The organism is Paenibacillus sp. GCM10023252, assembly GCF_042653305.1.
In the GTDB taxonomy this organism is placed as follows: domain Bacteria; phylum Bacillota; class Bacilli; order Paenibacillales; family Paenibacillaceae; genus Pristimantibacillus.
Window position 1 is genome coordinate 95305 of the sequence record NZ_JBHSHW010000003.1, and the last position, 25687, is coordinate 120991.

The 25687-nt window shown below is 54.3% G+C and carries 26 protein-coding genes; 19 read left to right on the top strand and 7 right to left on the bottom strand.

Annotated elements, in window-relative coordinates; all coding sequences use genetic code 11:
• Positions 1 to 8 precede the first annotated feature (8 nt).
• The 5 genes from ACFO9Q_RS03065 to ACFO9Q_RS03085 all read left to right on the top strand — a co-directional run bounded on the left by ACFO9Q_RS03065 (position 9) and on the right by ACFO9Q_RS03085 (position 5970).
• Entirely contained in the window at positions 9 to 875 is an 867-nt protein-coding gene (locus tag ACFO9Q_RS03065) for a carbohydrate ABC transporter permease (protein WP_379178556.1), read from the top strand.
• 1 nt (position 876) lies between these two features.
• Complete coding sequence (locus tag ACFO9Q_RS03070; protein WP_379178558.1) at positions 877 to 2049, top strand: anhydro-N-acetylmuramic acid kinase; 1173 nt, start codon at positions 877 to 879, stop codon at positions 2047 to 2049.
• 76 nt (positions 2050 to 2125) lie between these two features.
• Positions 2126 to 3274, top strand: a complete 1149-nt coding sequence (locus ACFO9Q_RS03075) for an exo-beta-N-acetylmuramidase NamZ domain-containing protein (RefSeq protein WP_379178560.1) — start codon at positions 2126 to 2128, stop codon at positions 3272 to 3274.
• 4 nt (positions 3275 to 3278) lie between these two features.
• On the top strand, positions 3279 to 4871 hold the full coding sequence (nagZ, locus tag ACFO9Q_RS03080; protein WP_379179156.1) for a beta-N-acetylhexosaminidase: 1593 nt from the start codon (positions 3279 to 3281) through the stop codon (positions 4869 to 4871).
• 181 nt (positions 4872 to 5052) lie between these two features.
• Entirely contained in the window at positions 5053 to 5970 is a 918-nt protein-coding gene (locus ACFO9Q_RS03085; protein WP_379178562.1) for an N-acetylglucosamine kinase, read from the top strand.
• Positions 5971 to 6385: 415 nt separating this feature from the next.
• On the opposite strand, the gene ACFO9Q_RS03090 is transcribed toward ACFO9Q_RS03085, so the two are convergent.
• The gene (locus ACFO9Q_RS03090; protein WP_379178564.1) at positions 6386 to 7102 is read right to left on the bottom strand and encodes a FadR/GntR family transcriptional regulator; all 717 of its coding nucleotides are present in this window, start codon (positions 7100 to 7102) and stop codon (positions 6386 to 6388) included.
• Positions 7103 to 7305: 203 nt separating this feature from the next.
• On the opposite strand from ACFO9Q_RS03090, the gene ACFO9Q_RS03095 reads away from it, so the two are divergent.
• The 3 genes from ACFO9Q_RS03095 (at position 7306) to ACFO9Q_RS03105 (ending at position 11184) form a co-directional block, all read left to right on the top strand.
• Positions 7306 to 8721 carry an FAD-linked oxidase C-terminal domain-containing protein gene (locus ACFO9Q_RS03095; RefSeq protein WP_379178566.1) on the top strand — a complete coding sequence of 472 codons (1416 nt, stop codon included), beginning with the start codon at positions 7306 to 7308 and terminating at the stop codon, positions 8719 to 8721.
• A 67-nt stretch (positions 8722 to 8788) separates the two neighbouring features.
• Complete coding sequence (locus ACFO9Q_RS03100; protein ID WP_379179158.1) at positions 8789 to 10144, top strand: (Fe-S)-binding protein; 1356 nt, start codon at positions 8789 to 8791, stop codon at positions 10142 to 10144.
• A 137-nt stretch (positions 10145 to 10281) separates the two neighbouring features.
• On the top strand, positions 10282 to 11184 hold the full coding sequence (locus tag ACFO9Q_RS03105; protein WP_379178568.1) for a hypothetical protein: 903 nt from the start codon (positions 10282 to 10284) through the stop codon (positions 11182 to 11184).
• A gap of 69 nt (positions 11185 to 11253) precedes the next feature.
• On the opposite strand, the gene ACFO9Q_RS03110 is transcribed toward ACFO9Q_RS03105, so the two are convergent.
• Together ACFO9Q_RS03110 and ACFO9Q_RS03115 are read right to left on the bottom strand one after the other, a co-directional pair.
• Positions 11254 to 12009, bottom strand: coding sequence for a YheC/YheD family protein (locus tag ACFO9Q_RS03110; RefSeq protein ID WP_379178570.1), 756 nt, complete (start codon positions 12007 to 12009; stop codon positions 11254 to 11256).
• Positions 12010 to 12145: 136 nt separating this feature from the next.
• Complete coding sequence (locus tag ACFO9Q_RS03115; RefSeq protein ID WP_379178572.1) at positions 12146 to 12481, bottom strand: helix-turn-helix domain-containing protein; 336 nt, start codon at positions 12479 to 12481, stop codon at positions 12146 to 12148.
• A 114-nt stretch (positions 12482 to 12595) separates the two neighbouring features.
• Here ACFO9Q_RS03115 and ACFO9Q_RS03120 point away from each other — a divergent pair, with 114 nt between their 5' ends.
• Both ACFO9Q_RS03120 and dapA read left to right on the top strand, forming a co-directional pair.
• Positions 12596 to 12814, top strand: a complete 219-nt coding sequence (locus ACFO9Q_RS03120) for a hypothetical protein (RefSeq protein WP_379178574.1) — start codon at positions 12596 to 12598, stop codon at positions 12812 to 12814.
• A 136-nt stretch (positions 12815 to 12950) separates the two neighbouring features.
• The gene (gene dapA, locus ACFO9Q_RS03125) at positions 12951 to 13859 is read left to right on the top strand and encodes a 4-hydroxy-tetrahydrodipicolinate synthase (RefSeq protein ID WP_379178576.1); all 909 of its coding nucleotides are present in this window, start codon (positions 12951 to 12953) and stop codon (positions 13857 to 13859) included.
• A 63-nt stretch (positions 13860 to 13922) separates the two neighbouring features.
• Here the strand turns inward: dapA and udk are convergent, their stop codons facing one another.
• The 3 genes from udk to ACFO9Q_RS03140 form a co-directional block, all read right to left on the bottom strand.
• Complete coding sequence (udk, locus tag ACFO9Q_RS03130; RefSeq protein ID WP_379178578.1) at positions 13923 to 14546, bottom strand: uridine kinase; 624 nt, start codon at positions 14544 to 14546, stop codon at positions 13923 to 13925.
• A 102-nt stretch (positions 14547 to 14648) separates the two neighbouring features.
• A complete protein-coding gene (locus ACFO9Q_RS03135; protein ID WP_379178580.1) occupies positions 14649 to 15254 on the bottom strand; it encodes a PadR family transcriptional regulator in 606 nt (201 codons plus the stop codon).
• Complete coding sequence (locus tag ACFO9Q_RS03140; protein ID WP_379178582.1) at positions 15254 to 16810, bottom strand: MDR family MFS transporter; 1557 nt, start codon at positions 16808 to 16810, stop codon at positions 15254 to 15256. Before ACFO9Q_RS03140 ends, ACFO9Q_RS03135 begins: the two co-directional genes overlap by 1 nt.
• A gap of 195 nt (positions 16811 to 17005) precedes the next feature.
• Here ACFO9Q_RS03140 and ACFO9Q_RS03145 point away from each other — a divergent pair, with 195 nt between their 5' ends.
• From ACFO9Q_RS03145 to ACFO9Q_RS03170, 6 genes are all read left to right on the top strand, one after another.
• Positions 17006 to 17578 (top strand): TetR/AcrR family transcriptional regulator, encoded by a 573-nt coding sequence (locus tag ACFO9Q_RS03145; RefSeq protein WP_379178584.1) that lies wholly within the window; start codon positions 17006 to 17008, stop codon positions 17576 to 17578.
• A gap of 102 nt (positions 17579 to 17680) precedes the next feature.
• Complete coding sequence (locus tag ACFO9Q_RS03150) at positions 17681 to 19921, top strand: YhgE/Pip domain-containing protein (protein WP_379178586.1); 2241 nt, start codon at positions 17681 to 17683, stop codon at positions 19919 to 19921.
• Between the two features lie 219 nt (positions 19922 to 20140).
• A complete protein-coding gene (locus ACFO9Q_RS03155; protein WP_379178588.1) occupies positions 20141 to 20512 on the top strand; it encodes a GNAT family N-acetyltransferase in 372 nt (123 codons plus the stop codon).
• A 456-nt stretch (positions 20513 to 20968) separates the two neighbouring features.
• Positions 20969 to 21385 (top strand): DoxX family protein, encoded by a 417-nt coding sequence (locus ACFO9Q_RS03160; RefSeq protein WP_379178590.1) that lies wholly within the window; start codon positions 20969 to 20971, stop codon positions 21383 to 21385.
• A 43-nt stretch (positions 21386 to 21428) separates the two neighbouring features.
• Positions 21429 to 21758: an ArsR/SmtB family transcription factor gene (locus ACFO9Q_RS03165; RefSeq protein WP_379178592.1), complete on the top strand. Its 330-nt coding sequence runs from the start codon at positions 21429 to 21431 to the stop codon at positions 21756 to 21758.
• Entirely contained in the window at positions 21755 to 22174 is a 420-nt protein-coding gene (locus ACFO9Q_RS03170) for an SRPBCC family protein (RefSeq protein ID WP_379178594.1), read from the top strand. The genes ACFO9Q_RS03165 and ACFO9Q_RS03170 overlap by 4 nt, the downstream gene beginning before the upstream one ends.
• Positions 22175 to 22361: 187 nt before the next feature.
• Here ACFO9Q_RS03170 and ACFO9Q_RS03175 read toward each other — a convergent pair whose 3' ends face one another.
• Entirely contained in the window at positions 22362 to 23957 is a 1596-nt protein-coding gene (locus ACFO9Q_RS03175; RefSeq protein WP_379178596.1) for a DUF5050 domain-containing protein, read from the bottom strand.
• Positions 23958 to 24420: 463 nt separating this feature from the next.
• Between ACFO9Q_RS03175 and ACFO9Q_RS03180 the strand changes: the two genes are divergently transcribed.
• The 3 genes from ACFO9Q_RS03180 to ACFO9Q_RS03190 all read left to right on the top strand — a co-directional run bounded on the left by ACFO9Q_RS03180 (position 24421) and on the right by ACFO9Q_RS03190 (position 25676).
• On the top strand, positions 24421 to 24843 hold the full coding sequence (locus tag ACFO9Q_RS03180; protein WP_379178598.1) for a DoxX family protein: 423 nt from the start codon (positions 24421 to 24423) through the stop codon (positions 24841 to 24843).
• Positions 24844 to 24930: 87 nt separating this feature from the next.
• Positions 24931 to 25260: an ArsR/SmtB family transcription factor gene (locus ACFO9Q_RS03185; protein WP_379178601.1), complete on the top strand. Its 330-nt coding sequence runs from the start codon at positions 24931 to 24933 to the stop codon at positions 25258 to 25260.
• Complete coding sequence (locus tag ACFO9Q_RS03190) at positions 25257 to 25676, top strand: SRPBCC family protein (RefSeq protein ID WP_379178603.1); 420 nt, start codon at positions 25257 to 25259, stop codon at positions 25674 to 25676. Before ACFO9Q_RS03185 ends, ACFO9Q_RS03190 begins: the two co-directional genes overlap by 4 nt.
• The last annotated feature ends 11 nt before the right edge of the window (positions 25677 to 25687 follow it).

Genomic DNA, 25687 nt, shown 5'->3' on the forward strand with positions numbered 1-25687 from the left:
ATCTGCCCATGTCGCTGTACAAAAATTACTCGGAGACGAAGCCAAGCGTGGCCAAGACGGCTCGAAATACTGTCATTATGGTCTTGCTGCTCGTGTTCGCCTTAGCTACGCTCTTCCCCATCTACTTCATGATTATCTCATCCTTCGGGGATCCGGTCGAAGCAGGGGCGATGAGCTACTCCTTGTTCCCAACCAAGTTCTCCCTGGACTCGTATAAGTTCTTCTTCAATTACAGTGAATATTCGCTCCGGTGGCTCTGGAATTCCCTAATCGTAGCGGGCTGCGTCATGGTGTCGAATGTCGTATTCGCCAGTATGGCGGGCTATGCCTTCTCGAAGATTGACTTCAAGGGCCGGACGTTCCTGTTCACCCTGCTGCTGGTCGCTATGATGATTCCTTATCAAGTGACTCAGGTTCCGCTCTACATTCTAATCGTGAACATCTTCCAGATTCAGAATACGTATTCGGCCTTGATCCTTCCCAGCCTGGTGACGGTGTACAACATCTTCCTGGCGAAGCAGTTCATCTCGTCGATTCCGAAGGAGATCCTGGAGAGCGCGAAGATGGAAGGCTGCAATCAGTTCCAGATCTACTGGAGAGTCATTCTGCCCTTGTCGAAGACCGTGCTCGCCGTCATGGCGATCCTCACGTTCATGGAGAACTGGAATACATTCTTCTGGCCGTTCCTCGTCACGAACACGATGGATATGCAGACCATTCAGGTGGGCCTGAAGAACTTCCGATTCGCGAATACGACGTACTTCGCACCGATGATGGCCGGCGCTACGATCTCTGCCTTGCCGATGTTCATCCTATTCTTCAGCCTGCAGAAGTACTTCCTGGAGGGCGTGACCGTTGGCGCCGTGAAGGGTTAATATGGAAGGCCGCTATGTAGTAGGACTCATGTCCGGCACCTCGGTCGATGGCATTGACGCAGCGGTTGTTCAGATTCACGGAGAGGCGGGCGGGCGCCCGTCTGTTCGACTGGCGGCGTTCGCGAATACGCCATATCCTGCGGGCGTTCGGGAAGAGATCTTCCGGCTCTTCGACCCTCGGGAGGCGACGGTGGACCGCGTGGGGCGCATGAACGTCTGTCTCGGAGAGCTCTATGCAGAGGCAGCCCTGGCGGTAGTGGCGAAGGCTGGTCTGAAGCCTGAGGATATCTCCGTCATCGGCTCTCACGGCCAGACGATCTACCACGCTCCCGAGCTGGTACAGATGGAGGGGTATGGTGTTCGATACACCGTGCAGATTGGAGAAGGCGCTGTCATCGCGATGCGAACAAGCATTCCTTGTGTATCAGACTTCCGCGTGGCGGATATGGCGGCGGGCGGTCAAGGCGCGCCGCTTGTTCCTTATTCGGAGTATGTCCTGTATAGGGAAGAGGAGCGGACGCTGCTGCTGCAGAATATCGGCGGTATCGGCAATATGACGGTGCTGCCTGCTGGCTGCGCGCCGGAGGATGTCTATGCCTTCGATACGGGACCAGGCAATATGATTATTGACGGGGTAGTATCACGCCTGTTCGGCGGTGAGCTCACGATGGATGTCGGGGGAGCGATTGCGAAGCGGGGCAAGGTGGATGAGGAGCTGCTGGATAGGCTGAAGCAGGAAGCCTACTATCGCCTGCCGCTGCCGAAGTCGACAGGAAGAGAGCGGTTCGGCGCTTCGTATGTAGAGGAGCTGCTTCGGTATCAGCAGGACCACGGGCTGTCTAGTGAAGATCTGGTGGCTACAGTGACGAAGCTGACGGCTTGGTCGATCGGCGCGGGCTATCGGCAGTTCGTGCGGGAGAGCCATCCCGCAGACGTCATGCTAGTCGGCGGCGGCGGAAGCTACAATCCGGTGTTGATCGGCTACTTGAAGGAGGAGCTGGAGCCGATGGGCGTACAGGTGCTCCTTCAGGAGGATATCGGCTTATCCAGCGATGCCAAGGAAGCGATCGCGTTCGCCTTGCTCGCTGACTATACGATGGCGCGGATGCCAAGCAATCTGCCAAGCGTCACTGGGGCGAGGCGTGGTGTGGTCTTGGGGAAGATCTCTTATTAGGAGAAGGGCCAAGCGGCACGCCCTGACCACCGGTTGGTGTACAGGTCGCAAGGAGGTAAGGAGGCTGGCTCACGGTATGATTCGGAATGGAATTGACAGGCTGGAAGATGTAGGCGGTCGACTGCTGGGCGGCAGGCGAGTAGGGTTAATTACGTCGCCTACCGGACTTGCGAGCGACTTCACCTCTACCATTGAACTTCTGCATAAGCACTATCATCTAGCTGCCCTGTTCTCCCCCGAGCATGGGGTGCGGGGCGATCAAGAGGCTGGCGCGCTGGTGGAATCCTATACGGATTCCTTAACCGGTGTGCCGGTCTACAGCTTGTACCGCAAGGACTCCAAGCGGCTGACGGCCGAGATGCTGGACCAGGTCGATGTGGTCGTCTACGACATTAGCGATGTCGGGGTGAGATATTATACGTTCATCTATACGATGCTGTATGCGCTGGAGGATTGTGCTGGAGCGGGCAAGCCGTTCGTCGTGCTCGACCGGATGAATCCGCTGGGCGGAGCAGCTGTAGAGGGCAATGTGCTTAAGCCAGGCTATCTCTCGTTCGTAGGCGGATATCCGCTAGCCGTTCGATATGGCCTGACCGCGGGAGAGCTCGCCATGATGGCAAGCAGCGAGATGGGCTGGAATGCGGAGCTGCATGTGGTACCGTGCGAGGGTTGGGAGCGCGGGATGCTGAGCCCGGATACCGGGAGGTTGTGGGTTCCCCCTTCACTAGGCATGCCTCGGTTCGAGAGCGCGCTGCTGTATAGCGGTACTTGTCTGTTCGAAGGGACGAATGTGTCGGAGGGGCGCGGCACCGCCATGCCCTTCGAGATGATTGGCGCACCCTTCATCGTGGATCCGCACCGGCTAGCCGAGGAGATGAACCGGAAGCAGCTGCCGGGGGTGCGATTCCGGCCGGTCTATTACAAGCCGACGGCCTCCAAGCATGGCGGGTTGCTCTGCGGCGGTGTGCAGCTGCATGTGACGGACGCTCATGCCTTGCTGCCGCTCGAGACGGGCCTCGAGCTGCTCTATACGATTAAGAACAGCTATGAGGAGTTCGCGTTCCTGCCTCCGATTAAGGAGGGCGGAAGACCGTTCATCGATCTGCTTGGCGGGGACAGTCTGTATCGGGATGACCGCGTGAAGCTTCCGGACTTGCTGGAGCAATTCCGTGAGGAGAGTGCGGCCTTCGCTCTTAGGAAGCAAGCTTACCATCTATATAAGTAAGGGAGTGTGTACCTTGAAGTCTCTATCCTTAAGAGAGAAGATCGGCCAGCTAATTGTGACTGGATTCTCCGCGCCTCATCTCACCGAAGATCTGAAGCGGTTGATTGAGGAGTACAAGATCGGGAATATCATTCTGTTCTCTCACAATGTAGAGAATAAGCATCAGCTGCGCGGCTTATGTGAGGATCTTCAGCAGATGATTACGGCACAGACCGGCCATCCTGCCTTCATCTCGATTGATCAAGAAGGCGGCCGTGTAACGAGACTGCCGGAGGATGCGACGCATATTCCGGGAGCTATGGCTATAGCAGCAACGGGCAAGCCTGAGTATGCTTATACGGCCGGATTGATAACGGCGGAAGAGCTCAGAGCGCTCGGCATTAACTTCAATCTAGCCCCAGTGCTCGATATTAATAACAACAAGCACAATCCCGTCATTAATGTTCGTTCGTATGGCGATACCGCTGAGGCGGTACAGCTGTATGGGCTTCAGATGCTGAAGGGGCTGACGGATGGGGGCGTGCTGGGTTGTGTGAAGCATTTTCCAGGACATGGGGATACGTCGGTTGACTCTCATCTCGGCCTTCCTGTCATCGAGAAGACGCTGGAGCAGCTGCTGGAGCTGGAGTTGAAGCCGTTCGTGGCCGCTATCGAGAGCGGAGCGGAGAGTATCATGAGCTCTCATATCCTCTTCCCGCTCATTGAGGAGGAGAGGGTGCCGGCTACGATGTCCAGGACGATTATGACCGAAGTGCTGCGCGGGCAGCTTGGCTATACGGGACTCATTGTGTCGGATTGTCTGGAGATGGATGCGATTAAGAAGTACTACGGTACGGCAAGAGGCGCGTTAGGCGCGATTCAGGCGGGAGTGAACCTCGTGTTCGTCAGTCACACCCCTGAGCTGGTCGCCCAGACGGTGGAGCTTATTGAGCAGGCCATTGCCTCCGGGGAGCTCGCCGAGTCGGTACTGGATGAAGCGGTGGAGAGGGTACTCTCTTATAAAAGCAAGTACGGTGCCAACGGTTACGGATCACTGATGACGGTAGGCAGTGAGGCCCATCGCGCTGCGGCTGCGGCGATGAGCAGGGAAGGAATATGCCTCGTTCGAGGTGAGCTGACGCCTGTGCTGCGGGGGAGCGGGGATACGCTGTTCATGGGAAGCTACTCCTATCGGGCAGACCTCGCGTCCAGTCAGGTGAAGGGGAGCTTGTCATTCCCGGCCGCTATGGCGGATGCCTTCGGAGCGGAATATGCGATAGTTAGCATTAATCCGGACCAAGCCGAAGTGGGGCTGAAGCTGCAGGAAGCCGCCGCTGGTTATAGGCATATTATCGTTGGGCTGTACAATGCGCGTGAGAACGAGGGACAGCTGGCGCTGGTACGGGGGCTTGTTGCGGCGGGACATCATGTGACAGCGGTCGCGCTTGGCAAGCCCTATGACCTGGAAGAGCTGGACGGTGTCGCTTGCGGGCTGGCTGCATTCGAGTACTCATCGCAGTCGATCCAGTCGCTGATTACGATACTCAGCGGTAAGGCTCAGCCGACAGGCAAGCTTAGCTTGACGGGTGTGGCTGGTTGGGCTGGTGCTGCTACGTAGTGGTCTGCTTGTTAATCTGCCGGGCGTACCATGTCGCTAATAAGTGCGGCGAGTAGCAATATTTTCAACGGTACTGTGGTGCTGGGAAGGCATTGGGTGTAGGATTGTGTAGAGTAAGGAATTAGGTAGTCTCCGCACAGTCGTGCTGGTGCTGTGGAGTTAGGAAGGAGCGTTGTGTGGCATGAGATATGCAGCAGGACTTGATGGCGGCGGCACGAAGACCGCGGTGACGGTTATCGGTGCAGGCGGTGAGGTGGCAGATGTATTCACCTCGGGCGGCATTAACTATAACGGTCAGGATGAAGAGAGTATTCGCGTCAGTCTGGAGCAGATGCTTGGACGAATCAGCGATGCCTGCGGCGGCTTGCACCAATGTGCTTCGATCTGTGTCGGTGCTGCTGGTGTGAGTAATCCGGTGGTAGCAGAACGATTAACAGCCATCATTCGTGCCAGCGGCTATGGAGGGCCATTATACATTACAGGAGATCATGAGACCGCCTTGTACGGTACGTTAGGCAGCCCAGTCGGCCTACTATTAATTGCGGGGACGGGCTCGATCTGTTATGGCCGGAGCGAATCGGGTCTTACCCATCGCGCAGGGGGCTGCGGTCACCTCATTGATGATGAGGGGAGCGGATACAGCATTGGACGCGAGCTTATCCGAGCTGTCGTCAAGGCGAATGACGGGCGTGCTCCTAAAACCGCTATCACTGAGCTTCTCTACGGAAGTCTTGGGCTTTCCTCAGTGCGCGAGCTCATCGGATATGTTCATGACAAGTCGAGGAGCAAGAGGGACATCGCATCACTAGCCCCGCTGTTGACAGCTGCTTGTGCAGCAGGTGACGAAGCAGCCTGGACGATTGTTAATCAGAGTGCTTCCGCCTTGCTGGAGCTGGTGGAACCCGTGGCTGAGCAGCTGTCCATGCAGGAAGGCAAGCTTGTCCTTGCTGGAAGTGTGCTGCTAAGGAACAAGGACATTCGCAGCGCCTTCGAGCAGAGACTGGGGCAGAGCTATCCTCGCATGAGCTGTGTTCAAGCACCAGACCATGCAGCCTCCATGGGAGCGGCACAGATTGCCTGGATGCGAGTGAGCGGATAGGGCAGAGAAGGAGACTTGTAGGCAGGTTGGCTGCCGGCGAGGTCCCGAGTGCCGAATAAGGTGCAAAAATGCACCACGTTGAGCGTCAGCGAGGTCCCGAGTACCGGATAAGGTGCAAAAATGCACCACGTTGAGCGTCAGCGAGGTCCCGAGTGCCGGATAAGGTGCAAAAATGCACCACGTTGAGCGCCGGCGAGGTCCCGCGTGCCGGATAAGGTGCAAAAATGCACCACGATGAGCGCCGGCGAGGTCCCGAGTGCCGAATAAGGTGCAAAAATGCACCACGTTGAGCGTCAGCGAGGTCCCGAGTACCGGATAAGGTGCAAAAATGCACCACGTTGAGCGTCAGCGAGGTCCCGAGTGCCGGATAAGGTGCAAAATGCACCAAGATCGGCCGCTAGCGGCGCGGCAGCACCTAACCGCCAGCAGGCGCGTTCAATCCCCCGATGACTTGCTCGACCTTCATCAGATGGTTCATCATCCGCGCTACCGCGAGCTCTGCGTCCTGCGCTGCAATAGCCGCGAGGATCTCTTGGTGCTCCAGGAGCAGCTGCTCCGCTGATGCCCGCTCGGCGAAGAACCATAGCTGCCGAGACTCTCGCATACTCTCCTTCAGACGGTCGGTCAGCGACTCCATCATGGATAGGAACAGCGTGTTGTGAGCAGCTCTGGCGATAGCCAGGTGGAATTGCAGATCCGCTTCCTCACTGGCCGTCTCGTCTCCTAGTGCCTCGTCCATCCTCTGCAACGTATGCTTCAGCTCAGCCAGATCCTCTTCCGTCCTGCGCGCCGCAGCGAGTGCGGCGCAGCCCGCCTCTATGAACTTGCGGACCTCAAGCACCTCCTGCAGCAGCTTCGCCGACTGGAAGAGGTCGCCCGTATCCTCGGCTGCAGGAGGCAGCACCGTACTGACGAATGTCCCGCCCCCATGTCGAATGGTGACCCAGCCCATCGCCTTCAGCGCGCTCAGCGCTTCCCGCACCGTGGACCTCCCTACAGCGAAGCTTGCGGCCAAGTCAACGACCGTAGGCAGCTTCGTGCCGGGAGCATACACACCCGCAGCAATCTGCTGCTTGATCTGCTGCAGGACGATCTCAGAACCCTTAGGAGTCTTAATCTGTTGAAAAGCCATCGAATGGCAACCTCCGTATCGCAAAAAAGTATACTTCCATCTAATCATAAGCTAAGCTATAATAAAAGTCATCAGATGACATGATGAGTCTGATCCTTACAAGATGAATTACGTTCTTACTATACGAATTACATTCTTGCTATATGAAAAACATCCTTACTATAAGAATTACATCCTTACTATTAAACGGAGGGTTTACTACCATGCTAAGTCTCCAGGTGAAGCAGCAGCTGCAAGAGGCCGTAGGCGCTTCCTACTATAAAGACGATCAAGAGACGCTCGTCACACATTCCTATGACGGTACGCCGATGCTGCAGTCACTCCCGGACGGAGTGATCTACCCTGGCAATACAGCAGAGGTTGCCGCAGTCATGCGCATCCTGCATCAGCATCGCATTCCGCTCGTCAGCCGCGGTTCCGGAACGAATCTATGCGGGGGCACAGTACCGGTACAAGGCGGAATCGTCATGGTCATGCATCGCATGAACGCCATCCTCGAAGTGGATGTGCAGAATCTGACCGCTACCGTTCAGCCGGGCCTCATTACGAAGCAATTCATTGAGCACATTGAAGCGCTCGGATTGTTCTACCCTCCCGATCCGAGCAGCATGTCCATCTCGACCATAGGCGGCAATATTGCAGAATGCTCCGGCGGTCTGCGCGGCTTGAAGTACGGAACGACTAAGGATTATGTGCTCGGGCTGGAGTGTGTGCTTGCGTCTGGTGAGATTCTGCGTACGGGCGGCAAGCTAATGAAGGATGTGGCAGGCTATGATCTGACCAAGCTGCTCGTCGGATCCGAAGGCACCCTCGCCATCATTACCGAAGCGACCTTGAAGCTGGTACCGCCTCCTAGGTATAAGAAGACGATGCTGGCCATGTTCAAGGACATGTACGGCGCATCCAGGACCGTCTCTCAGATTATTGAGAATCGGATTATTCCAGCGACGCTTGAGATTATGGACAATCCGACGATTAGAGTCGTGGATGACTATGCGAAGCTGGGACTGCCGCTGGACATGGCCGCTATTCTGCTCATCGAGCAGGACGGTGAGCATGAGACGGTGGAGCGTGATATGCAGAGCATCGAGGCGATATGCCGTGCGGAACAGGCGGACCAGATCAGTATCGCTTCCACCCCAGAGGAAGCACTGAAGCTACTGACCGCCAGGAGGAGCGCATTCACGGCACTCGCTAGACTGCGACCGACAACCATTCTGGAGGATGCGACGGTGCCTCGCTCCAAGATTGCCGACATGGTGCTGGAGATTAACCGCATCGCACAGAAGTACGACGTGCAGATCTGCACATTCGGTCATGCCGGAGACGGCAATCTTCATCCGACCGCAACGACCGACGCCAGGGACAGCGAGGAGATACATCGGGTCGAGGAGGCTTTTGCGGAGATTTTCGAAGCGGCTATTGCTCTGGGGGGGACGATTACGGGCGAGCATGGCGTGGGACTGGTCAAGGCTCCATATCTCGAGTGGAAGATTGGCCCTACAGGGATTGCAATCATGCGGAATCTGAAGGATGCCTTCGACCCCAACCACCTCCTCAATCCTGGCAAAATATTCGCAAAACAATCCAGACGCAGGGTGGTGCTCCATCGTGGCTAAGGCAACTGCAGAAGGATTAAGACAGACGCTTCAGATCAAGCTCGACTATGACCAACTGACGAACTGCATGCGCTGCGGCTTCTGCCTGCCGGCCTGCCCGACGTTCAAGGTCAGAGGAGTAGAGGCTGAATCTCCTCGTGGACGGATCGCACTCATGAAGGCAGCGGTCGACGGGCTGATGGAGCCGGATGAGAGGTTCGAGGACCAGATGAGCCATTGCCTGGGCTGCCGGGCTTGTGAACCGGCCTGTCCTGCCGATGTGAAGTACGGGCAGCTCATCGAGCAAGCTCGGGAGGCCATTGAAGAGCATACGACCCAGCATCGAAGCTGGGTGAAGGCCGTCCGCAAGGTCGTGTTCAAGGGACTATTCCCGCATCAGAATCGGATGAAGCTGCTGGGCAAGGGGCTGAGGCTCTACGAGCAGTCCGGACTGCAGTCGGTTGTTCGCAAGACGGGAGCGCTGAAGCTGCTGCCCCCTCATCTCTCCGAGATGGAACAGATCTTGCCATCCACATCCGGCCAAGGGGTAGCCGAAAGGCTCGGTACACGTATACCCGCCAAGGGTGAGAAGATCGGAACGGTAGGCATGTTCCGAGGCTGCTTAATGGACGTCATGTTCACAGAGACGAATGAGAAGACGGTTAAGCTGCTGTCTGCGGCTGGCTTCGATGTGATCATACCTGAAGCACAGAATTGCTGCGGGGCGCTGCATGCCCACAGCGGGGAGATGGCTCAGGCGAAGGAGTTGGCGAAGAACAATATTCGTGTATTCCAGGAAGCTGGTGTGGACTACATTATCTCTAATGCCGGAGGCTGTGGAGCCATCCTGGTGGAATATGACCATCTGCTCCATGACGATCCGCAGTGGCAGGAACAATCGGCATGGTTCGCCTCCCGGGTGAAGGATATCAGCAGTGTGCTAGTGGAGAGACTTGATCAGAGCAGCCTGCTGAGCCTGGGAGACAAGGCGCTGAGCGGGGGTGCTGCAGCAGCAACGGAGCAGCGGGCTACTGCACCGACTGCTGCGCCGAATTCGGAGCCGAAGCATGATCAGCTGGATAAGCTGCAGCCTGTCCGTGTCACGTACCAAGATTCCTGCCACCTTCGCAATGTGATGAAGGGCGGCAGCGCTCCACGGAAGCTGCTTGCTTCCTTGCCGCAGGTGGATTACGTAGAGATGGCTGATGCCGGCTCCTGCTGCGGCTCAGCAGGAATCTATAATATTACGCAGCCGGAGATGGCGGGGGAGCTTCTAGACCGCAAGATGCAGCACGCGAACGCGACGAAGGCGCATGTCATTGTGACGAGTAATCCCGGCTGCCTGCTGCAGATGAAGCTAGGGATTGACAAGCACTCGGATAGCGATAAGGTGCAGGCTGTTCATATCGTTGACTTTTTATATGAGCGAATGGGGCTTAAGTAGTTGACCTAATATTTTTATCATAGTATGATATTGGTAATTAATGGTGGTGAAGCACACCCCTGATGAGCAGCGTACTTAGGTACGCCGTTTGTCAGGGGTTTTTGCGTCTACTGCTATCCTAAGGAGGAGTTACGAAGATGAGACAAGCCTTGCTCTATGAGACACCGGAACAATTCGCCCACATGATGATGAAGCACCTGGAGGATGGGCTCGGTATGCAGGTGAAGCAGAAGGATGGGGAGGGTGAGCCGCTGCTGCTGGAGGTTATTGCTGTAAGCGGAGGTACGAATGGCGCTCATGCTGGTCCTGCTCCAGGAGATGGGATGGTCGTCAGTCTTCATAGCACGTACCAGACATATTGCCATGCTGGTGATCTTAATCTAGCCATCAACTACTTGAACGGAATCATTAGTACCGTCATGTACACAAGCAATCATGAGGAAGTGATGCGAATTGATTCCGCCTACCTCTTCCCGGACATTAGGGAGACGGAGTACGTAACGGAAGCCGGCAAGGACATGGAGTTCGTTACAGAGGAGCCTGTCCCCGGGCTGTCTGTCATCTTCCTCGAGATTAAGAGTGTGAATAACAAGATTGTGAATAACAGTATGCTTGCCTTGAACCCTAGGCTTACTGAAGAGCGAATGAAGCGATTAGCCTACAGCAACCTGCGGGGTCAAGGCTGGACGAAGCCTAGCATGCAGATTCCAAGCCCAGCCCTTCCTTCCTGCACGATTCAGGCCTATGTGAACGAGAGATTCCCGCTGTCCTGTCAGTTCCTGAATCAATCATGGCTTAAGGAACATATGTCGGAGAGCTTCCTCATTGCCTTCACGAACCGCAAGCAGACGATGGTGCTGCGCTCAGCAGAGGCTATCGAGACGGCAGAGGCTGCCGTTAGAATGGCTAAGCATTCCAAGTTCGATGAGATTGTCCGCCGAACCTACAGAGTCATGCCGCAGCCCGTATCCGAAGCGATCTACTGGGTGCATAACGGAAGGTATGTACGGCTTGATAAGGAGCAGCCAGCGAGGATGTAATTCCGGTGAACGCCGGAATGAATAGAGGGTGCCCTGGAGCCTGTGGCTTCCGGGACACCCCTTCCTGTTCTACCCCTTACGGCCATACTTCCTTGCATACTTGGCAATTCTCCTATACATGCTCTTGTCCTTCAAGTCCTTCAGCGGATAGAAGTTAGGGCGTGTATTCACTTCTAGGATCCATAGCCGTCCCTTCTGGTCGAGAGCAACGTCAAGCCCGAGCTCACGGAATCCCCCGAGCTGTCTGTCGAAGTGCTTGCCTACGGATAACCCAAGCTGCTTAAGCTCCTTCTCCAAGCTCAGAGTCGAGGCTTCACTATAGCCAGCACCTCTCATCGTGGTGCGGAACATGCCGATTTTACCGCCTTGGTGATAATTCGTGGCGACACGTCTAGACCTTCCAATTTTCATAAAAATCCCCGTACTCACCCACTTCCCGTCGCTCCCCTTCTGCACCATCACCCGAATATCGAACTTCCGCTTGCCGATCTTCTCGAGCTGAATTCCCCTCTGGAGCAGATAGGGCCGGCTGCTGGACAAGCTCTTCAGCTTGTCGTGCAGGGCATCTATGCTGGGGTACACCTGCTTCTTCGCATCCTTCTGGTACCGATATCCTTCTGATCGCTTCTGAATACGTACGATGTGGCTCCCGCCCGTTCCGCCTGTCGGCTTGAAGAAGACGGAAGGATACCTCTCTGTCATAGCTCGTAATTGGTCATAGGAATATGGAGCAGTCTCCGGAACATACTTCCTCAGCTTGGCGCTCTTAAGCAGCCACTTGGTCTTCATCCACTTGCTCTTAATTGATATACTCGAGCTCCCCACCGTGCAACCCTCCCTCTTCCATGCATACGTGAGGGGGTAGGTGCTTGTCACCGCGCTTGCCTACAGCATAGGACCATTTCCTCGCACAAAAAATAGAAGGAACCTCATCAGACATCAGTCCGTCCTGAGGTTCCTTCTACTTGCCGCTGCCATAGTCAACAATCGGCTTAATGACCTGTGAGATTAATCTAACCTTCTCAGCAGAGCAGCCTTCCAGCATGAGCATGATCTCATTCCTGAGATAGTCATCGGAGGAGCTGTCGGCTCCGTTCAATATATACTCTGTCGATTCCTCAAGCACTTGGCACAGATCAGACAGTCTATCCAAGCTGATGGGAGTCTTCCCGCGTTCAATCTTGCTAATATAGGCATTCGAGACATCCAGCTCTTCCGCGAGCTTCTCTTGGGTTAGTCCCTTGTTCTCTCTTGCCGTCTTAATGCGATTGCCAATCACGCCATAATCGAAGCTCACGTTCATCACCCACTCCAAATATAGCAAGCAGATATGTACAATTACATATATAATAAGGTCAATTGAACTTATAGGTTAATCGTAGACGAGACTTGTATGAGGAGGGATAGGCTATTGAATATGGCAGAGGTGATCAAGGCTCTTCGTGCTGCTGCCTTGAGCAATCAAGAGGTTATTCTGTACCTAGCTGATGATAGCAGCGCCAGAGGCAGGGTGGCGGAAGTGACGCCTGCACTAATGGTGAAGCTCCTTCATCTGAATAAGGAAGGTCTCGCTGTAGGAGCGGACTATTATCAGGTGGGGGATGTCGTGTTGGTGACTACTGGCGCCTAATGATTAGGTGACGGTAGTCACATTCACTACAAGTGGGAATTACTCGTTGACAGATAGTAGTTCCTCCTATAGAGTTGTTGTATACAACATACTAGAAGGCGACGGAGTATTTGAATTCAAGGAGGTCAGTGAAGATATGGCAGTACTTCTTAGACCGCATGGAATCATTCCCGCTATGCTAACGCCATTCAATGCACAGGATCAAGTAGATGAGGACGCGCTGCGGCAGTCTGTGAATCGGTTCATTCAGGCAGGCGTTCACGGCCTGTTCTGCCTCGGAACGAACGGGGAATTCTTCTCCTTGACCATGGAAGAGAAGCTGCGAATTGTAACCGTTATCGTCGAAGAGGCGGCAGGCAGGGTGCCTGTCTATGCGGGGGCTGGCGCCATTACTACGAGAGAGTCCGTTCAGCTCGCTGAAGGCATGGAAGCTGCTGGAGCAGACGCGTTATCGGTCATTACTCCATACTTCACTCCAGTGAGCCAACTGGAACTCACGGTTCACTACAAGGCAATAGCTTCAGCAACCTCATTGCCGATTATGCTCTACCATATACCGGCTCGTACAGGGGTAACCTTGGAAGGCTCTACGGTAGAGAAGCTGGCTTCGGTGCCGAATATTGTCGGAGTCAAGGATTCCAGCGGCAGCTTCGACAATATCCTTCAGCTCATTGACCGAACTGATGGGGGAGACTTCTCGGTCCTTGCCGGAACGGATTCGCTTATTCTATGGACGCTGCTGGCCGGAGGGACAGGGGCAGTAGCTGGTACGGCTAATATCGCACCTAGACTGGCGGTCTCCATCTATGAGAGGTGGAGGAACGGTGACCTAGAGGGAGCTAAGCAGTCCCAAGCTCGCCTGCTGCCTATTCGCCGAGCAGCGGGTCTGGGTACGATCCCGGCTCCATTCAAGGAAGCGCTTAACCTGCTCGGCATCTCCTCAGGTCTGGCACGGAAGCCGGCAGGGCCGCTCTCCGAACAGGCCAGAGAGGAGCTTCGCTCTATCTTGGCACTGTACAACGCGGAAGAGCTTGCGCTGGGCTAGAAGCCAAAAAAAACTCACCACCCAAAAAACGGATGGTGAGTTTTTTTTTTGCAAACCCTGCAATCAAGCCTTCCCGCTTAGCAGATACTTCTCGGTCAGGATGGAGAGCAGCTGGATGCCAACTTCGTTGTGGCCACCTTCGGGGATGATGAGGTCGGCGTACTTCTTCGACGGTTCGATGAACGCATCATGCATTGGCTTGACGGTCTTCAAGTATTGGTCGTGGATAGACTGGATCGTCCGGCCGCGCTCCTCAATGTCCCGCAGCACGCGTCGGAGAATGCGGACGTCCGGGTCGGTATCGACGAACACCTTAATGTCGAGCAGCTCTCGTACCTGCTCTTCGTAGAGCACATGCAGTCCTTCGACAATAACGATGTTGTTAGGGATAAGCTCGACGCGCTCCTCCTTGGAGCGGGCATGGACGGTGAAGTCGTAGACCGGAGCATAGGCGGTGCGGCCAGCTCGCAGCTCCTTCAAGTGCTCAATCAGCAGATCGTTGTCGAAGGCGAGCGGGTGATCGTAGTTCATCGCCTCGCGTTCTGCGAAGCTGACGGTCGGGTGGTCCTTATAATAATTGTCCTGGGAGATGAAGGTCACCTTCCCGGGAACAAGACGATCAATGACGGAGCGGGCGACGGTGGACTTGCCTGAGCCAGTGCCGCCTGCAATTCCAATAATGAGCATGGCGATGGTTACATCCTCTCTAAGTTGGTACCTGTGCAATTCTCGTATTGTAGCACAATGCTTCTTCTTTTTATACCCCGCGCTCATCGGTCCTGCCTGCCTCTATTCTCGCCGCTTATGCTCCGCCAGATACTCCTCGATCTGCTCCATCGTCCACTTGGCCCCTTCGAAGAGCGTTCCGGCTTCCGCCTCGGCGAGCAAGTCCATGAGCCACCGCTTCTCCGTCTCTCCATAGCGGATGAAGCCGTCAATCATTAGGAGCGGACCGCGCGGGAGATAAGGCTTCTTGAGCTCGTACACCTGCTTCAACCGCTCCACCCTCCCTTCACATATGGTGAGCTGCTCCCTGATGAGATCGGCAATCTTGCTTCCCTCCCCGTATCGAACGAACGGAAGCGCTTGGAAGAGGGGCTGCTGCGGGTAGGAGCTCTGACTGAGCTGGCGGTGCAGCAGATCGTGGAACGAGGCTCTGCCGCTCTCCGTGATGCGATAGATGGTCTTGTCAGGACGATTGTCTCCTGCCGCCGGAATAACCTCTGCCGCCTCAATAAGACCCTCCTCGCGGAGCTGGTCCACCGCATAGTAGAGGGAGCCATCCCGCAGCTTGAAGCTCTCGTTCCAATTCCGCTCCTTGATCATCTGCCGAATCTCATAAGGGTGCCGGTCGCATTCCATCAGGAGGCCCAGCACCATCAGCTTCATCGACATCAGCCCTTGCCCTCCCCGTAGACGGGCTTGCCAGATGCGGGAGGGGTGGGCGCCTTCGCTTCAGCCAGCCGCGCTCTGCCCATCAGGAACACGAAGATTATCGCCAAGATTGGAAGCAACGTCGCCCATTGGAAAATCACTATAATCGAGTCCGCCAGCTTACCCAGCAGCTGACTAATGAGGTCAGGCGTCAGTCCCAGCTTCGCTTGTACGGCTGGATCGAGCAGCGCCTGCCCGCCCTTAATCTCCTCGGCCATCTCAGGACGAATGCCGGGGATCTCCTTGACGCCCGCCTGGAAGCCGTGCTTCTGCAGGGCGCCGAATACGGTGACGCCAAGCGCCGAGCCGATTGTCCGGAAAAAGGTAATTAGTGACGAAGCTGTCCCCTTGTACTGGGGAGGAACTTCGCTGAGTGTGGATATATTAAGCAGAGAGAAGGACACGCCCATGCCGAGGCCGACGATAACCATGAAGACGGCAATTATCATACGGCTGGTGGACGTATCCATGACGAAGCCGAGTAGGGCGGAGCCGATGAGCAGCGTCACGGCCGAGACGAGCATGATGTCGCGGAAGCGGAACTTGCTGACGATTCTCCCGCCAACCTGACTGCTAAGCACCACGCCGAGCATCATAGGCGTCAGCACGGAGCTCGTCTCCGTAGCAGTCTTGTGGAATACCCCTTGGATATAGATCGGAATATAAGTGGCAGCAGCGATCATCACACCGCCGTACAGCATGGCAATCATCATATTGCTCGTCACGACCCGCTGCTTGAACAAGCTCAGCTGAATAATGGGATTCTTCACCTTCGTCTCCACTAGCAGGAAGAGGCCGAGAGTGATTGCAGAGCCGATGAACAAGGAGATCGTCTTCGCGGAATCCCATGCCCAGCCGTCCGAACCGCCAAGCTCAAGGCCGAACATGAGGCACAGGATGGCTGTCGTGAGCAGAGCAGCCCCTCCCCAGTCGATGCTCTGCTTGCGGCTGTTCCTCGTCTCCCGATAAGCCACGGTTATGAAGATAACGGCCAGGATGCCGATCGGTACGTTAATGTAGAAGATCCATCGCCAGCTAATCTGGTCGGTAATCAGACCGCCAAGCAGCGGCCCGAAGACGGAGGATATGCCGAACACCGCTCCGAACAGTCCCATCATCTTGCCGCGCTTCTCCGCAGGGAACAGGTCGAAGATAATCGTGAATACGATCGGCATGATCGCGCCGCCGCCGATACCCTGCAGAGCCCGGTATACAATGAGTTGATCCATATTCTGAGCCGTGCCGCATAGGATGGAGCCGAGCATGAACAGGAGCAGTCCCGTTAGGAAAAATCGCTTGCGACCGTACATGTCGGACAGCTTCCCGAATATAGGGGTAGCTACTACCATCGCAATCATATAGGCAGAGTATACCCATACGAACTTATCTAATCCGCCCAGCTTCTCAATAATACTGGTCATGGCTGTCGATACAATCGTCTGGTCCAGCGCCGCCATGAATAAGCCGAGCAGCAGACCAGCAATAACGAGCTTCACTTTGCTGTTTTGTGTATCCATCTGGCTAATCACCTCTTTCCAACGTTTAGAGTACTAGCATACTCAAATTTGATTATAATTAGACATTATACTCAAGTTTGAGTATTAATCAAGCTTCACTTGTCAGAGCCAGCTGAGTGTGCTAATATAGCGAAGTGACTTAGTGACCGTTTTTAGTATTTGGTCATTTTATAATAAAGAAAGTGAGGTGTTCCTATGGCGATAGACAGGAAGCAGCTCATTATCGAAGCAGCGGAGAAGTCCTTCTCACTCTTCGGCTACAAGGCAACGACGATGGAGCAGGTAGCGAAGATTGCCGGTGTCGGCAAGGGGACGATCTACACCTTCTTCACGAATAAGGAAGAGCTGTTCGATGAGATTATGCGCGGTCTGGTTGGGAAGATGAAGCATATTGTCGAGGAAGATTACGACGATGCGAGGCCCTTCTTCGACAATCTGGACGTGCTGCTGAACAAGATCCTCGACTTCCGCAGTACGCATGAGCTTGCGGCGAAGCTGTCTCATGAGGTTAGAGACATCGGTACGCCGATGGCCCAGGAAGGTCTGCGTCAGCTGGAGCGTGCTACGCTTGGCTACATTCAGCGCAAGGTGCAGCGGGCCATCGACAAGGGCGAGATCAAGCCTTGCGATCCGGAAGTGACGGCCTTCGTGCTGTTGAAGCTGTACTTCGCCTTGGCGACGGACTGGGACAAGACGCATCAATCGATGGATAAGGCCCGGATCGCGGGGCTGTTCCGGATGTACTTAGAGCAAGGCATTGGAGTGTAGGGAGAAGACGTCAATTGGGTTGGCGTTTTTTTTCAACTATAGAGTGACTGAATGAGGAATCCGGTCATAACATCATTATTGTAGAAAGAAGGAATATGAGAGATGAGAGGGTTAAGTCAGTTCGGCAGGGAGCTGTCGGCGATTGCGCGCAACAAGAAGGTGCTCATTCCGGTCATCGCCGTACTGGTCATTCCGGTGCTGTACAGTGCGATGTTCCTTGGGGCATTCTGGGATCCGTATGAGAAGCTGAGCGATCTGCCGGTGGCGGTCGTGAATCTGGATGAAGGGGCTGACTTCGACGGGAAGTCGCTGCAGGTCGGGAAGGAACTCAGCGAGACGCTCGCGGAGAAGAAGGACTTCAAGTGGGCGTTCGTGACGAAGGAGGAAGCGCAGGAAGGCCTGCATCACAATGACTACTATATGGCCATAGAGATTCCCGCAGACTTCTCGGAGAAGGTGACGACGCTGACGAAGGAAGAGCCGACGCCGGCAGAGATTACGTTCCTGCCGAATGAAGGCTACAACTTCCTGGCGGCTCAGATCGGGAAGACGGCGATCGACCGGATTAAGACGGAAGTGTCGAAGAACGTCACGGAAGCTTATACGGAGACGGTTTTCGGTCAAGTAGCAACCCTTGCGGATGGGCTGGGGAAGGCCAGTGAAGGAGCTGGCAAGATCGCTGACGGCACAACGAAGGCGAAGGACGGCGCACAGCTGCTAGAGGAGAACCTGTCTAAGCTGGCGCAAGGCACGGTGAAGCTGCAGGATGGGGTAGCGAAGCTGCAATCCGGCGGGGATAAGCTGGTCGCGGGCAGCACCGAGCTTAGCGCGGGCACAGCGAAGCTGTCCTCTGGCCTCGGACAGTTGTCGGATGCGCACAACCAGCTGCTGTTCGGTGTGAAGCAGCTAGGGACGGGCGCTTCCGACCTGCAAGCTGGTGCGGTTAAGCTGTCTGGTGGACTAGAGCAGCTGGCTGCTGGTGCGGATAAGCTGGAAGCGGGAGCGAAGAGCGCAGAGCAAGGGGCAGACAGCCTGGTTAATGGGCTGAAGACTTCTTCAGCTGGCGCGGACAAGCTGGAAGCAGCGGCGGCTCAGCTGGCGCAAGGATTAGAGCAGCTGGCGAAGGACCCTGCTCTAGCAGAGGATGAGAATGTGAAGAAGCTCGTTGCGGCGAGCAAGCAGCTGGCTGCCGGAGCGGAGAGTGCCGCGGCGGGTCAAGAGAAGCTGGCAGCCGGAGCGGCGCAGCTGCAGCAAGGGCAAGGCAGCTTGGCCGCAGGGGCGGAGACGCTGAGCGGCAAGCTTGCTGAGGCGCAGGCTGGCGGCGAGCAGCTGGCCGGCGGCGCTGGGAAGCTGGCAGCGGGCGGCGAGCAAGTCGCCGCTGGCATGGAGCAGTTCGGCGCGAAGCTGGCCGAAGCGGGAGCAGGAAGCTCCAAGCTGGCAGCTGGAGCTGAGCAATTGGCAGGCGGAAGCAAGCAGCTGGGTGCGGGTCTTGGCGGGTTGTCCGACGGCGTGAATACTCTGTCCGAAGGCTCCTTCAAGCTTGATAACGGGGCTCGGCAAGTGGCCGACGGGCTGCTGCAATTAAGCGACGGCACGGGCGAGCTTGCAGGCAAGCTGGATGATGCGGCAGGGAAGACCGCTGGGATTAAGGGCGACGATCAGTTGTATGATATGTTCGCTTCCCCTGTCTCCGTCTCGGAGGACAAGGTGACGGAAGTGCCGAACTACGGAACGGGCTTCGCTCCGTACTTCATCTCGCTTGGACTATTCGTAGGGGCATTGATGCTATCCATCGTGCTGGCGCTTAAGGAGCCGGCAGGTGTTCCGGCTAACGGCTGGAGCTGGTTCGTCGGCAAGGCAATGACGATGGTGGTCGTCGGTGTCATCCAATCCTTGATCGCAGACGCGGTGCTGCTGTACGGATTAGGACTAGAGGTGAAGAGTGTGCCGCTCTTCCTGCTCTTCAGCATACTGACGAGCATTACCTTCATGGCGCTTATTCAGTTCCTGGTAACAGCTCTTCAGCATCCGGGCCGCTTCGTGGCCATCGTCTTGCTGATCTTCCAGCTGACGAGCAGCGCGGGTACGTTCCCTGCTGAGCTGATTCCAGGTTGGCTGCAGAAGGCAGGCTACTGGCTGCCGATGACGTATTCGGTATCCGGGTTCAAGGCGGTTATCTCCAGCGGAGACTTCTCCGACATGTGGCATAACGCGGGCATTCTTGGACTGTTCACCGTCCTGTTCGCACTCATGACGCTTGTGTACTTGGTCATCTCGCATCGCCGTGAGTATGGCGGCGGCGATCACAGCAAGCTGGCGGGCGCAGACCCATCGGCGGTATGAAGATTTTAATGAGTTGAGACTGAGTGAGAGAGCTTGTCCTGGCGCTTTGCGCGGGGGCTGGCTCTCTTTTCTTTTCTGATGAGCAAGGGCGGTGCTAGGATATTAGGGATGGATGTAGGAGAGGGGCGGCAGGGATAGCGCGGGTTGGGGGCCTGCGTCATGCGTTGGCCGTTCGGGTAAGTAGAGGGCATACAAGAGATTCACAGGAGGTGCATGAACATGAGTCATGATACTCAGCATAATGAGCCGGAAGTGAAGGAAGAGATTATCGCGCAGAAGCAGGGCAACAGCTATGAGCTGATTGGCATCGGCGGTAAAATTGGTGAGATTACGTACCAGATGGTGGACGTCGACACGTGGATTATTGACCATACGTTCGTGGACCCTCGCTACCGGGGACGGAACCTGGCGCGCCAGCTGCTGGACTTCGTGGTGGACGAGGCGCGTGAGAAGGGACGCAAGATTATTCCATCCTGCTCCTACGTGCTGGCTGAGTTCAAACGCAATCCTGACAGGTATGGGGATGTGTGGCTTCGGGATTCGGGTGCGGAGTATGCCGATCCGTATAGCTCGAAGGGCGTGGGTTCTTAAGCCGTGGGAAGTCAGGCTGGGGAATAACATGCCGCAGCCTTCGAACCCCACAAGGGCGCGAATGAATAGATGGATATGCGGATTAAGCTAGACTAAGCTTCAGTACTCACGTGCTGGGGCTTTTTTGTTTGCCGCCATTAGGCTCTGTTTATGCTCGAAGAATCTCTTTTTCTCCTTTTGGACACTATCCCCTTCACTCAGTACCAACATTCTGAGCGAAGGGGATAGTGGAGCAAAGGAGCCCAAAAGCCGCACCACTCCTAGACTTAGACCAGATGGAGATTCGTTTCAAGATCTTTTTTTGTACTGGCTATTAAATAAGCTATTGACAGGACACCTAATGGTGTCATATTATAAACATGTCACCAAACGGTGTCTTATTAAAGCGAGTACGAGTCAACTAGGATAGTCCTTAGTCCAATGGAAGCAACTTGAAAAATAAAAGGAGGAATTAAAATGAGTACAATGATTGGTACGGAGAGAGCCGCAGGGAGAGCAGCAACAGGGTCGAGGAAGAAAGTCATTACCTACTGGGCAGTAACCGGATATTTCGCAGCTGCCCTCACCATGAGTGGAATTGGCCAGCTGGTGCCCCTCGAAGGGAATGTTGAGTTAGTAGCGAATATAGGCTACCCTGAATACATCCTGACGATTCTCGGGATATGGAAGCTGCTGGGGGTTATCGCCATCGTCATGCCAGGTGCTCCTCGGCTCAAGGAATGGGCATACGCAGGGTTCTTCTTCTTAATGACGGGTGCCGCTTTATCCCATATTATTGCAGGGGACAGCGCATTTGCGATTATCCTTCCGCTTGCCTATGCTGCATTAACGATCACCTCTTGGGCGCTGCGGCCGAGCAGCCGCAAGCTCTAGGGGGGTGATCCACTACTGACTAAGATCGATTAGAGGGGTTGCTATGAGCGAGAACAACCAGGACCGGGATGTGTTTGCCGCCATTGCAGATCCGACCAGACGCAAGCTGATGCGTCTGATTGCAGAGGCTCAGGAGATTCCGCTCCATGAATTAACATCACAGTTCGCGATGGGCCGCACAGCGGTATCCAAGCATCTGACCATCCTCAAGGAAGCGGGGCTCGTGCTTGATCGCAAGGTCGGCCGAGAGACGCGATATCGACTGAATGCATCACCGCTTGTAGAAGTAGAAGACTGGGTCTCTTTTTACCGCAAGTTCTGGACGGCCAATATGCTGCGCTTGCAGCAACTATTAGAGGAGGAAGAAGAATGAGCTTAACCTTAGATCTAGATTTCCAGTACAACACAACGGTAGAGAAGCTGTGGTCCGCGATTACCGATTCCAAGAAGCTGGCGAAGTGGGTGGTCAACATCCAGACGGACAAGGCGATGGACAATAACTTCGAGCCTGTTGTAGGATACCAGTTCCAGTTCCGTACGGAGCCGTCGGAGTATTGGGATGGTGTCATTGAAGGAGAAGTGCTGGTCGTGGATGAGCCGAACCGCTTGTCGTATACGTGGGCCAGCGGGTCAGAGAAGCATACGATTACTTGGACGCTGCAGGAGGTAGAGGGCGGTAAGGTCAACCTTCATCTGGAACAGACCGGCATCTCGAATGCTCCAGCCCTTAATGGAGCGAAGTACGGCTGGACCAAGTGGAGCAGCGAGCTTGATAAGGTATTGGCTTAATTATCGTTGCAAAACAAAGGAGAGCCCCACGCTAAGGGCTCTCCTTTGTTTCCTCTACTGCTATTCAGATTTTTTTACTGGAAATCTTAACACCGTTTTTAGCTTAGACGATTCCGTCTTACGGGGATCAGCGCTTCAGTTGCCAGAGCTACGATCTCCCATTAACAATATTTGCTTAATCTTGTCGTCAAAAATGAATAAATTTCACCGTTGAATCCTTGGAGGATTGGAGTAACACTTGATCGTCAGACATAAGTATGTGCGAGATCGGATCTGCCACTTTCACTAACAGGCTGCCTGAACCGTCTAGCACAACGACTCCGTTGTTGCCGCCAAGCTGACCTATAAGCCGGTTGTTCACCACTTGTACGCTGGTGACCGGCGTTGTCCATACGAGCTTATCTTCCCCGTCCGAATCGACCTTGTATAGCGCGAATTTATTTCCTTCTATCTTGGTTGTGTAGAATAGATTGCTTTCAATATGGCCAAACCATGACACAGCATGCTCTGACAGCTTGGTTTCATTCGTCCCGTTCAATGTAGAAGAATATAACGATTTGTTTTCGTCTTTAACATAGTAGAGCTTGTTATCCATTATCCAAAACCAGCTTACGCTTGTATCGAGGATTTTGTAGCTTTTATTTGTTTTGAGGTTGATTTTTAGAATTTTATTTATGTCCTTCTGACCGACTGAAGCCAGCACATAGACATCGTCTCCGATGACGGTAGTGGAGGAATCGGGGGCATAAGACTCGCCGCCGTTATAATTGGCATGTACACCATACCTCCCGTCGGAATCTCCGACACGCTTACTGTTCATCATGTCTTGCCCCGGAGGCCATATAGACAAGTTTCCGCCTTCGAACGCCGAAGTTCCTTGACGGATAATTAGTGTGCCATAAGGCGTGTCACGGAAGTCAAGAAAAGGTCCTTCGTGCATCAACTTCGTTGTCCCATCGTTCCCGATTTTTACGTAGAAGTCGCTCCCCGTAACACCTCCCCCGAGATGATAGGTATACCATAACGTGTTCTCGCGGATTTCAAAGGAAAATGGTCCAATCAAATCAGAGTCTCTGCGACTATCTGCGTGATCATAGGAATATATTTTTTGCTTGTTGGATGGCTGCTTCACAGGAGCACGGTATACATGGTTTGTTAGGTATGTAGTCTCTACGTAATAGTAATACCCCTTGAAAAGGACGACATCGTTCTCTAGCGCAAACGTAGGTAAGTCAACCTTGTCCACCTGCGGGTTATGGGAGGTGATGCTAAGTCCACTGGCAGCATTCCACTTATAATCCCATCCGAATTCGTCATGGGCGTACCGCCAGGTCAGCGGGAAATATCTAACGTTCCGAAAGCTCAATAACGGATATTGCTCCTTAGCGTTATTAATGACCTTGCCATTGACTGTGACGGCTGTTGTGGAGATCTGGGCAGAGTAAGATGTCGCATTGCGGCCCCCGGCCTTGTTAGGCTCATAGAAAGAAGTTACCTTGCTCTGCTTAATACTTAGACCAGCTGTCGGCGACCAATCCGTTTCTAATCCAAGAAGCCTGGTATCGTTCCAGGTCATTGGAATATAGGTAATATCACGATACACCAGCAGCGGATATTGCCGGTAGCGATTGTCAACCGTATGACCATTCAGACTCACCTTGAAAGCGGGCAGTGATACCTTTACACTTTCATCTTTGGCTTGAATTTGTCCTGTAGGTACCAGCAAGCTTGCAAAAAACGAAAAGGCCAGCGTGCATAAAATCCATCGTTTGCTTTTCCTCATACTCAAATCATCTCCTATCTTATTACTTTAAACGCAGGTTTTCACAAAAAGTTGTAGTATCTTGGGATGTCTTATTCCAGTTACCCCACCCCCACAAGTACCTTCAGAAGCTCGTATGGACCTTCGTCCAGCAATATGGGCAGGCGGTATGAGACGCGCAAGGACATCAGACTAAGCTTCAGTACTCACGTACTGGAGCTTTTTTGTCAATTGCCATTAGGCTCGGGCGCGCCTTTTCTTCTTTTGGACACTATCCCCTTCCGTCAGTAACAAGTTTCTGAGCGAAGGGAATAGTGAAGCAACGGAGTGCGATAGCCGCATCAATACTGGGGATAAGACCAGATCGAGGAATCGTCTCAGCGTTGTGCTGAATAAATTTATTAAAAGCTGTTGACAGGACACCTAATGGTGTCGTATTATAAAAGTGTCACCAAATGGTGTCCAATAGATGGGAGGAATACAAATGACAACGTCAACGATACTGAATTCGGAGAATGCCGTAGAAAAAGTTAGAACAGGGTCAAGAGGGAGAACGATTGCCTACTGGACGGTTACTGGGTTTTTCGCAGCCGCCCTCACTATGAGCGGAATTGGTCAGCTGGTGCCGCTCGAAGGAAATGTTGTATTGGTAGAGAATCTAGGCTACCCTGAATACATCCTAGCGATTCTCGGAATATGGAAGCTGCTCGGAGTTATCGCCATCGTCATTCCAGGTGTTCCACGGCTTAAGGAATGGGCCTACGCAGGGTTCTTCTTCTTAATGACAGGTGCCGCTCTATCACATGTGCTTGCAGGAGACGACGCATTTTCCATTATTCTTCCTCTTGCCTATGCTGCATTAGCGATCACCTCGTGGGCGCTGCGCCCGCAGAGCAGAAGGCTATAGGGGATGATTAAGTTAACGGCTGTCCCTTCCGCACATCATGAGAATCTATGACAGAACATTAATAAGTTAGAGGGGTTGCTATGACGCATGAGTGATAACAACCAAGATCGGGATGTGTTTGCCGCCATTGCAGATCCGACCAGGCGCCAGTTGATGCGTCTGATTGCTGAGGCAGATGAGATTCCGCTTCATGAATTAACATCACAATTTGCTATGGGCCGCACAGCGGTATCCAAGCATCTGACCATCCTCAAGGAAGCGGGGCTCGTACTCGATCGCAAGGTCGGCCGCGAGACGCGTTATCGTCTGAATGCATCACCGCTTGTAGAAGTGGAGGGCTGGGTCGCTTTTTACCGCAAGTTCTGGACGGCCAATATGCTGCACTTGCAGCAACTATTAGAGGAGGAAGAAGAATGAGCTTAACCTTAGATCTAGATTTCCAGTACAACACAACGGTGGAGAAGCTGTGGTCCGCGATTACGGATTCCAAGAAGCTGGCGAAGTGGGTGGTCAACATCCAGACGGACAAGGCGATGGACAATAACTTCGAGCCGGTTGTAGGTCACCAGTTCCAGTTCCGTACGGAGCCGTCGGAGTATTGGGATGGTGTCATAGAAGGAGAAGTGCTGGTCGTGGATGAGCCGAACCGCTTGTCTTATACGTGGTGCAGCGGGTCGGAGAAGCATACGATTACTTGGACGCTGCAGGAGGTAGAGGGCGGTAAGGTCAACCTTCATCTGGAACAGACCGGTATCTCGAATGCTCCAGCCCTTAATGGAGCGAAGTACGGCTGGACCAAGTGGAGCAGCGAGCTGGGTAAGGTACTGGCTTAATTGTAATCAGG

Coding starts and splice junctions, on each gene's coding strand:
- ACFO9Q_RS03065 (WP_379178556.1), top strand. CDS start 9: ATGTCGCTGTACAAAAATTACTCGGAGACGAAGCCAAGCGTGGCCAAG.
- ACFO9Q_RS03070 (WP_379178558.1), top strand. CDS start 877: ATGGAAGGCCGCTATGTAGTAGGACTCATGTCCGGCACCTCGGTCGAT.
- ACFO9Q_RS03075 (WP_379178560.1), top strand. CDS start 2,126: ATGATTCGGAATGGAATTGACAGGCTGGAAGATGTAGGCGGTCGACTG.
- ACFO9Q_RS03085 (WP_379178562.1), top strand. CDS start 5,053: ATGAGATATGCAGCAGGACTTGATGGCGGCGGCACGAAGACCGCGGTG.
- ACFO9Q_RS03090 (WP_379178564.1), bottom strand. CDS start 7,102: ATGGCTTTTCAACAGATTAAGACTCCTAAGGGTTCTGAGATCGTCCTG.
- ACFO9Q_RS03095 (WP_379178566.1), top strand. CDS start 7,306: ATGCTAAGTCTCCAGGTGAAGCAGCAGCTGCAAGAGGCCGTAGGCGCT.
- ACFO9Q_RS03100 (WP_379179158.1), top strand. CDS start 8,789: ATGCGCTGCGGCTTCTGCCTGCCGGCCTGCCCGACGTTCAAGGTCAGA.
- ACFO9Q_RS03105 (WP_379178568.1), top strand. CDS start 10,282: ATGAGACAAGCCTTGCTCTATGAGACACCGGAACAATTCGCCCACATG.
- dapA (WP_379178576.1), top strand. CDS start 12,951: ATGGCAGTACTTCTTAGACCGCATGGAATCATTCCCGCTATGCTAACG.
- udk (WP_379178578.1), bottom strand. CDS start 14,546: ATGCTCATTATTGGAATTGCAGGCGGCACTGGCTCAGGCAAGTCCACC.
- ACFO9Q_RS03135 (WP_379178580.1), bottom strand. CDS start 15,254: ATGTCGATGAAGCTGATGGTGCTGGGCCTCCTGATGGAATGCGACCGG.
- ACFO9Q_RS03140 (WP_379178582.1), bottom strand. CDS start 16,810: ATGGATACACAAAACAGCAAAGTGAAGCTCGTTATTGCTGGTCTGCTG.
- ACFO9Q_RS03145 (WP_379178584.1), top strand. CDS start 17,006: ATGGCGATAGACAGGAAGCAGCTCATTATCGAAGCAGCGGAGAAGTCC.
- ACFO9Q_RS03150 (WP_379178586.1), top strand. CDS start 17,681: ATGAGAGGGTTAAGTCAGTTCGGCAGGGAGCTGTCGGCGATTGCGCGC.
- ACFO9Q_RS03155 (WP_379178588.1), top strand. CDS start 20,141: ATGAGTCATGATACTCAGCATAATGAGCCGGAAGTGAAGGAAGAGATT.
- ACFO9Q_RS03160 (WP_379178590.1), top strand. CDS start 20,969: ATGAGTACAATGATTGGTACGGAGAGAGCCGCAGGGAGAGCAGCAACA.
- ACFO9Q_RS03165 (WP_379178592.1), top strand. CDS start 21,429: ATGAGCGAGAACAACCAGGACCGGGATGTGTTTGCCGCCATTGCAGAT.
- ACFO9Q_RS03170 (WP_379178594.1), top strand. CDS start 21,755: ATGAGCTTAACCTTAGATCTAGATTTCCAGTACAACACAACGGTAGAG.
- ACFO9Q_RS03175 (WP_379178596.1), bottom strand. CDS start 23,957: ATGAGGAAAAGCAAACGATGGATTTTATGCACGCTGGCCTTTTCGTTT.
- ACFO9Q_RS03180 (WP_379178598.1), top strand. CDS start 24,421: ATGACAACGTCAACGATACTGAATTCGGAGAATGCCGTAGAAAAAGTT.
- ACFO9Q_RS03185 (WP_379178601.1), top strand. CDS start 24,931: ATGAGTGATAACAACCAAGATCGGGATGTGTTTGCCGCCATTGCAGAT.
- ACFO9Q_RS03190 (WP_379178603.1), top strand. CDS start 25,257: ATGAGCTTAACCTTAGATCTAGATTTCCAGTACAACACAACGGTGGAG.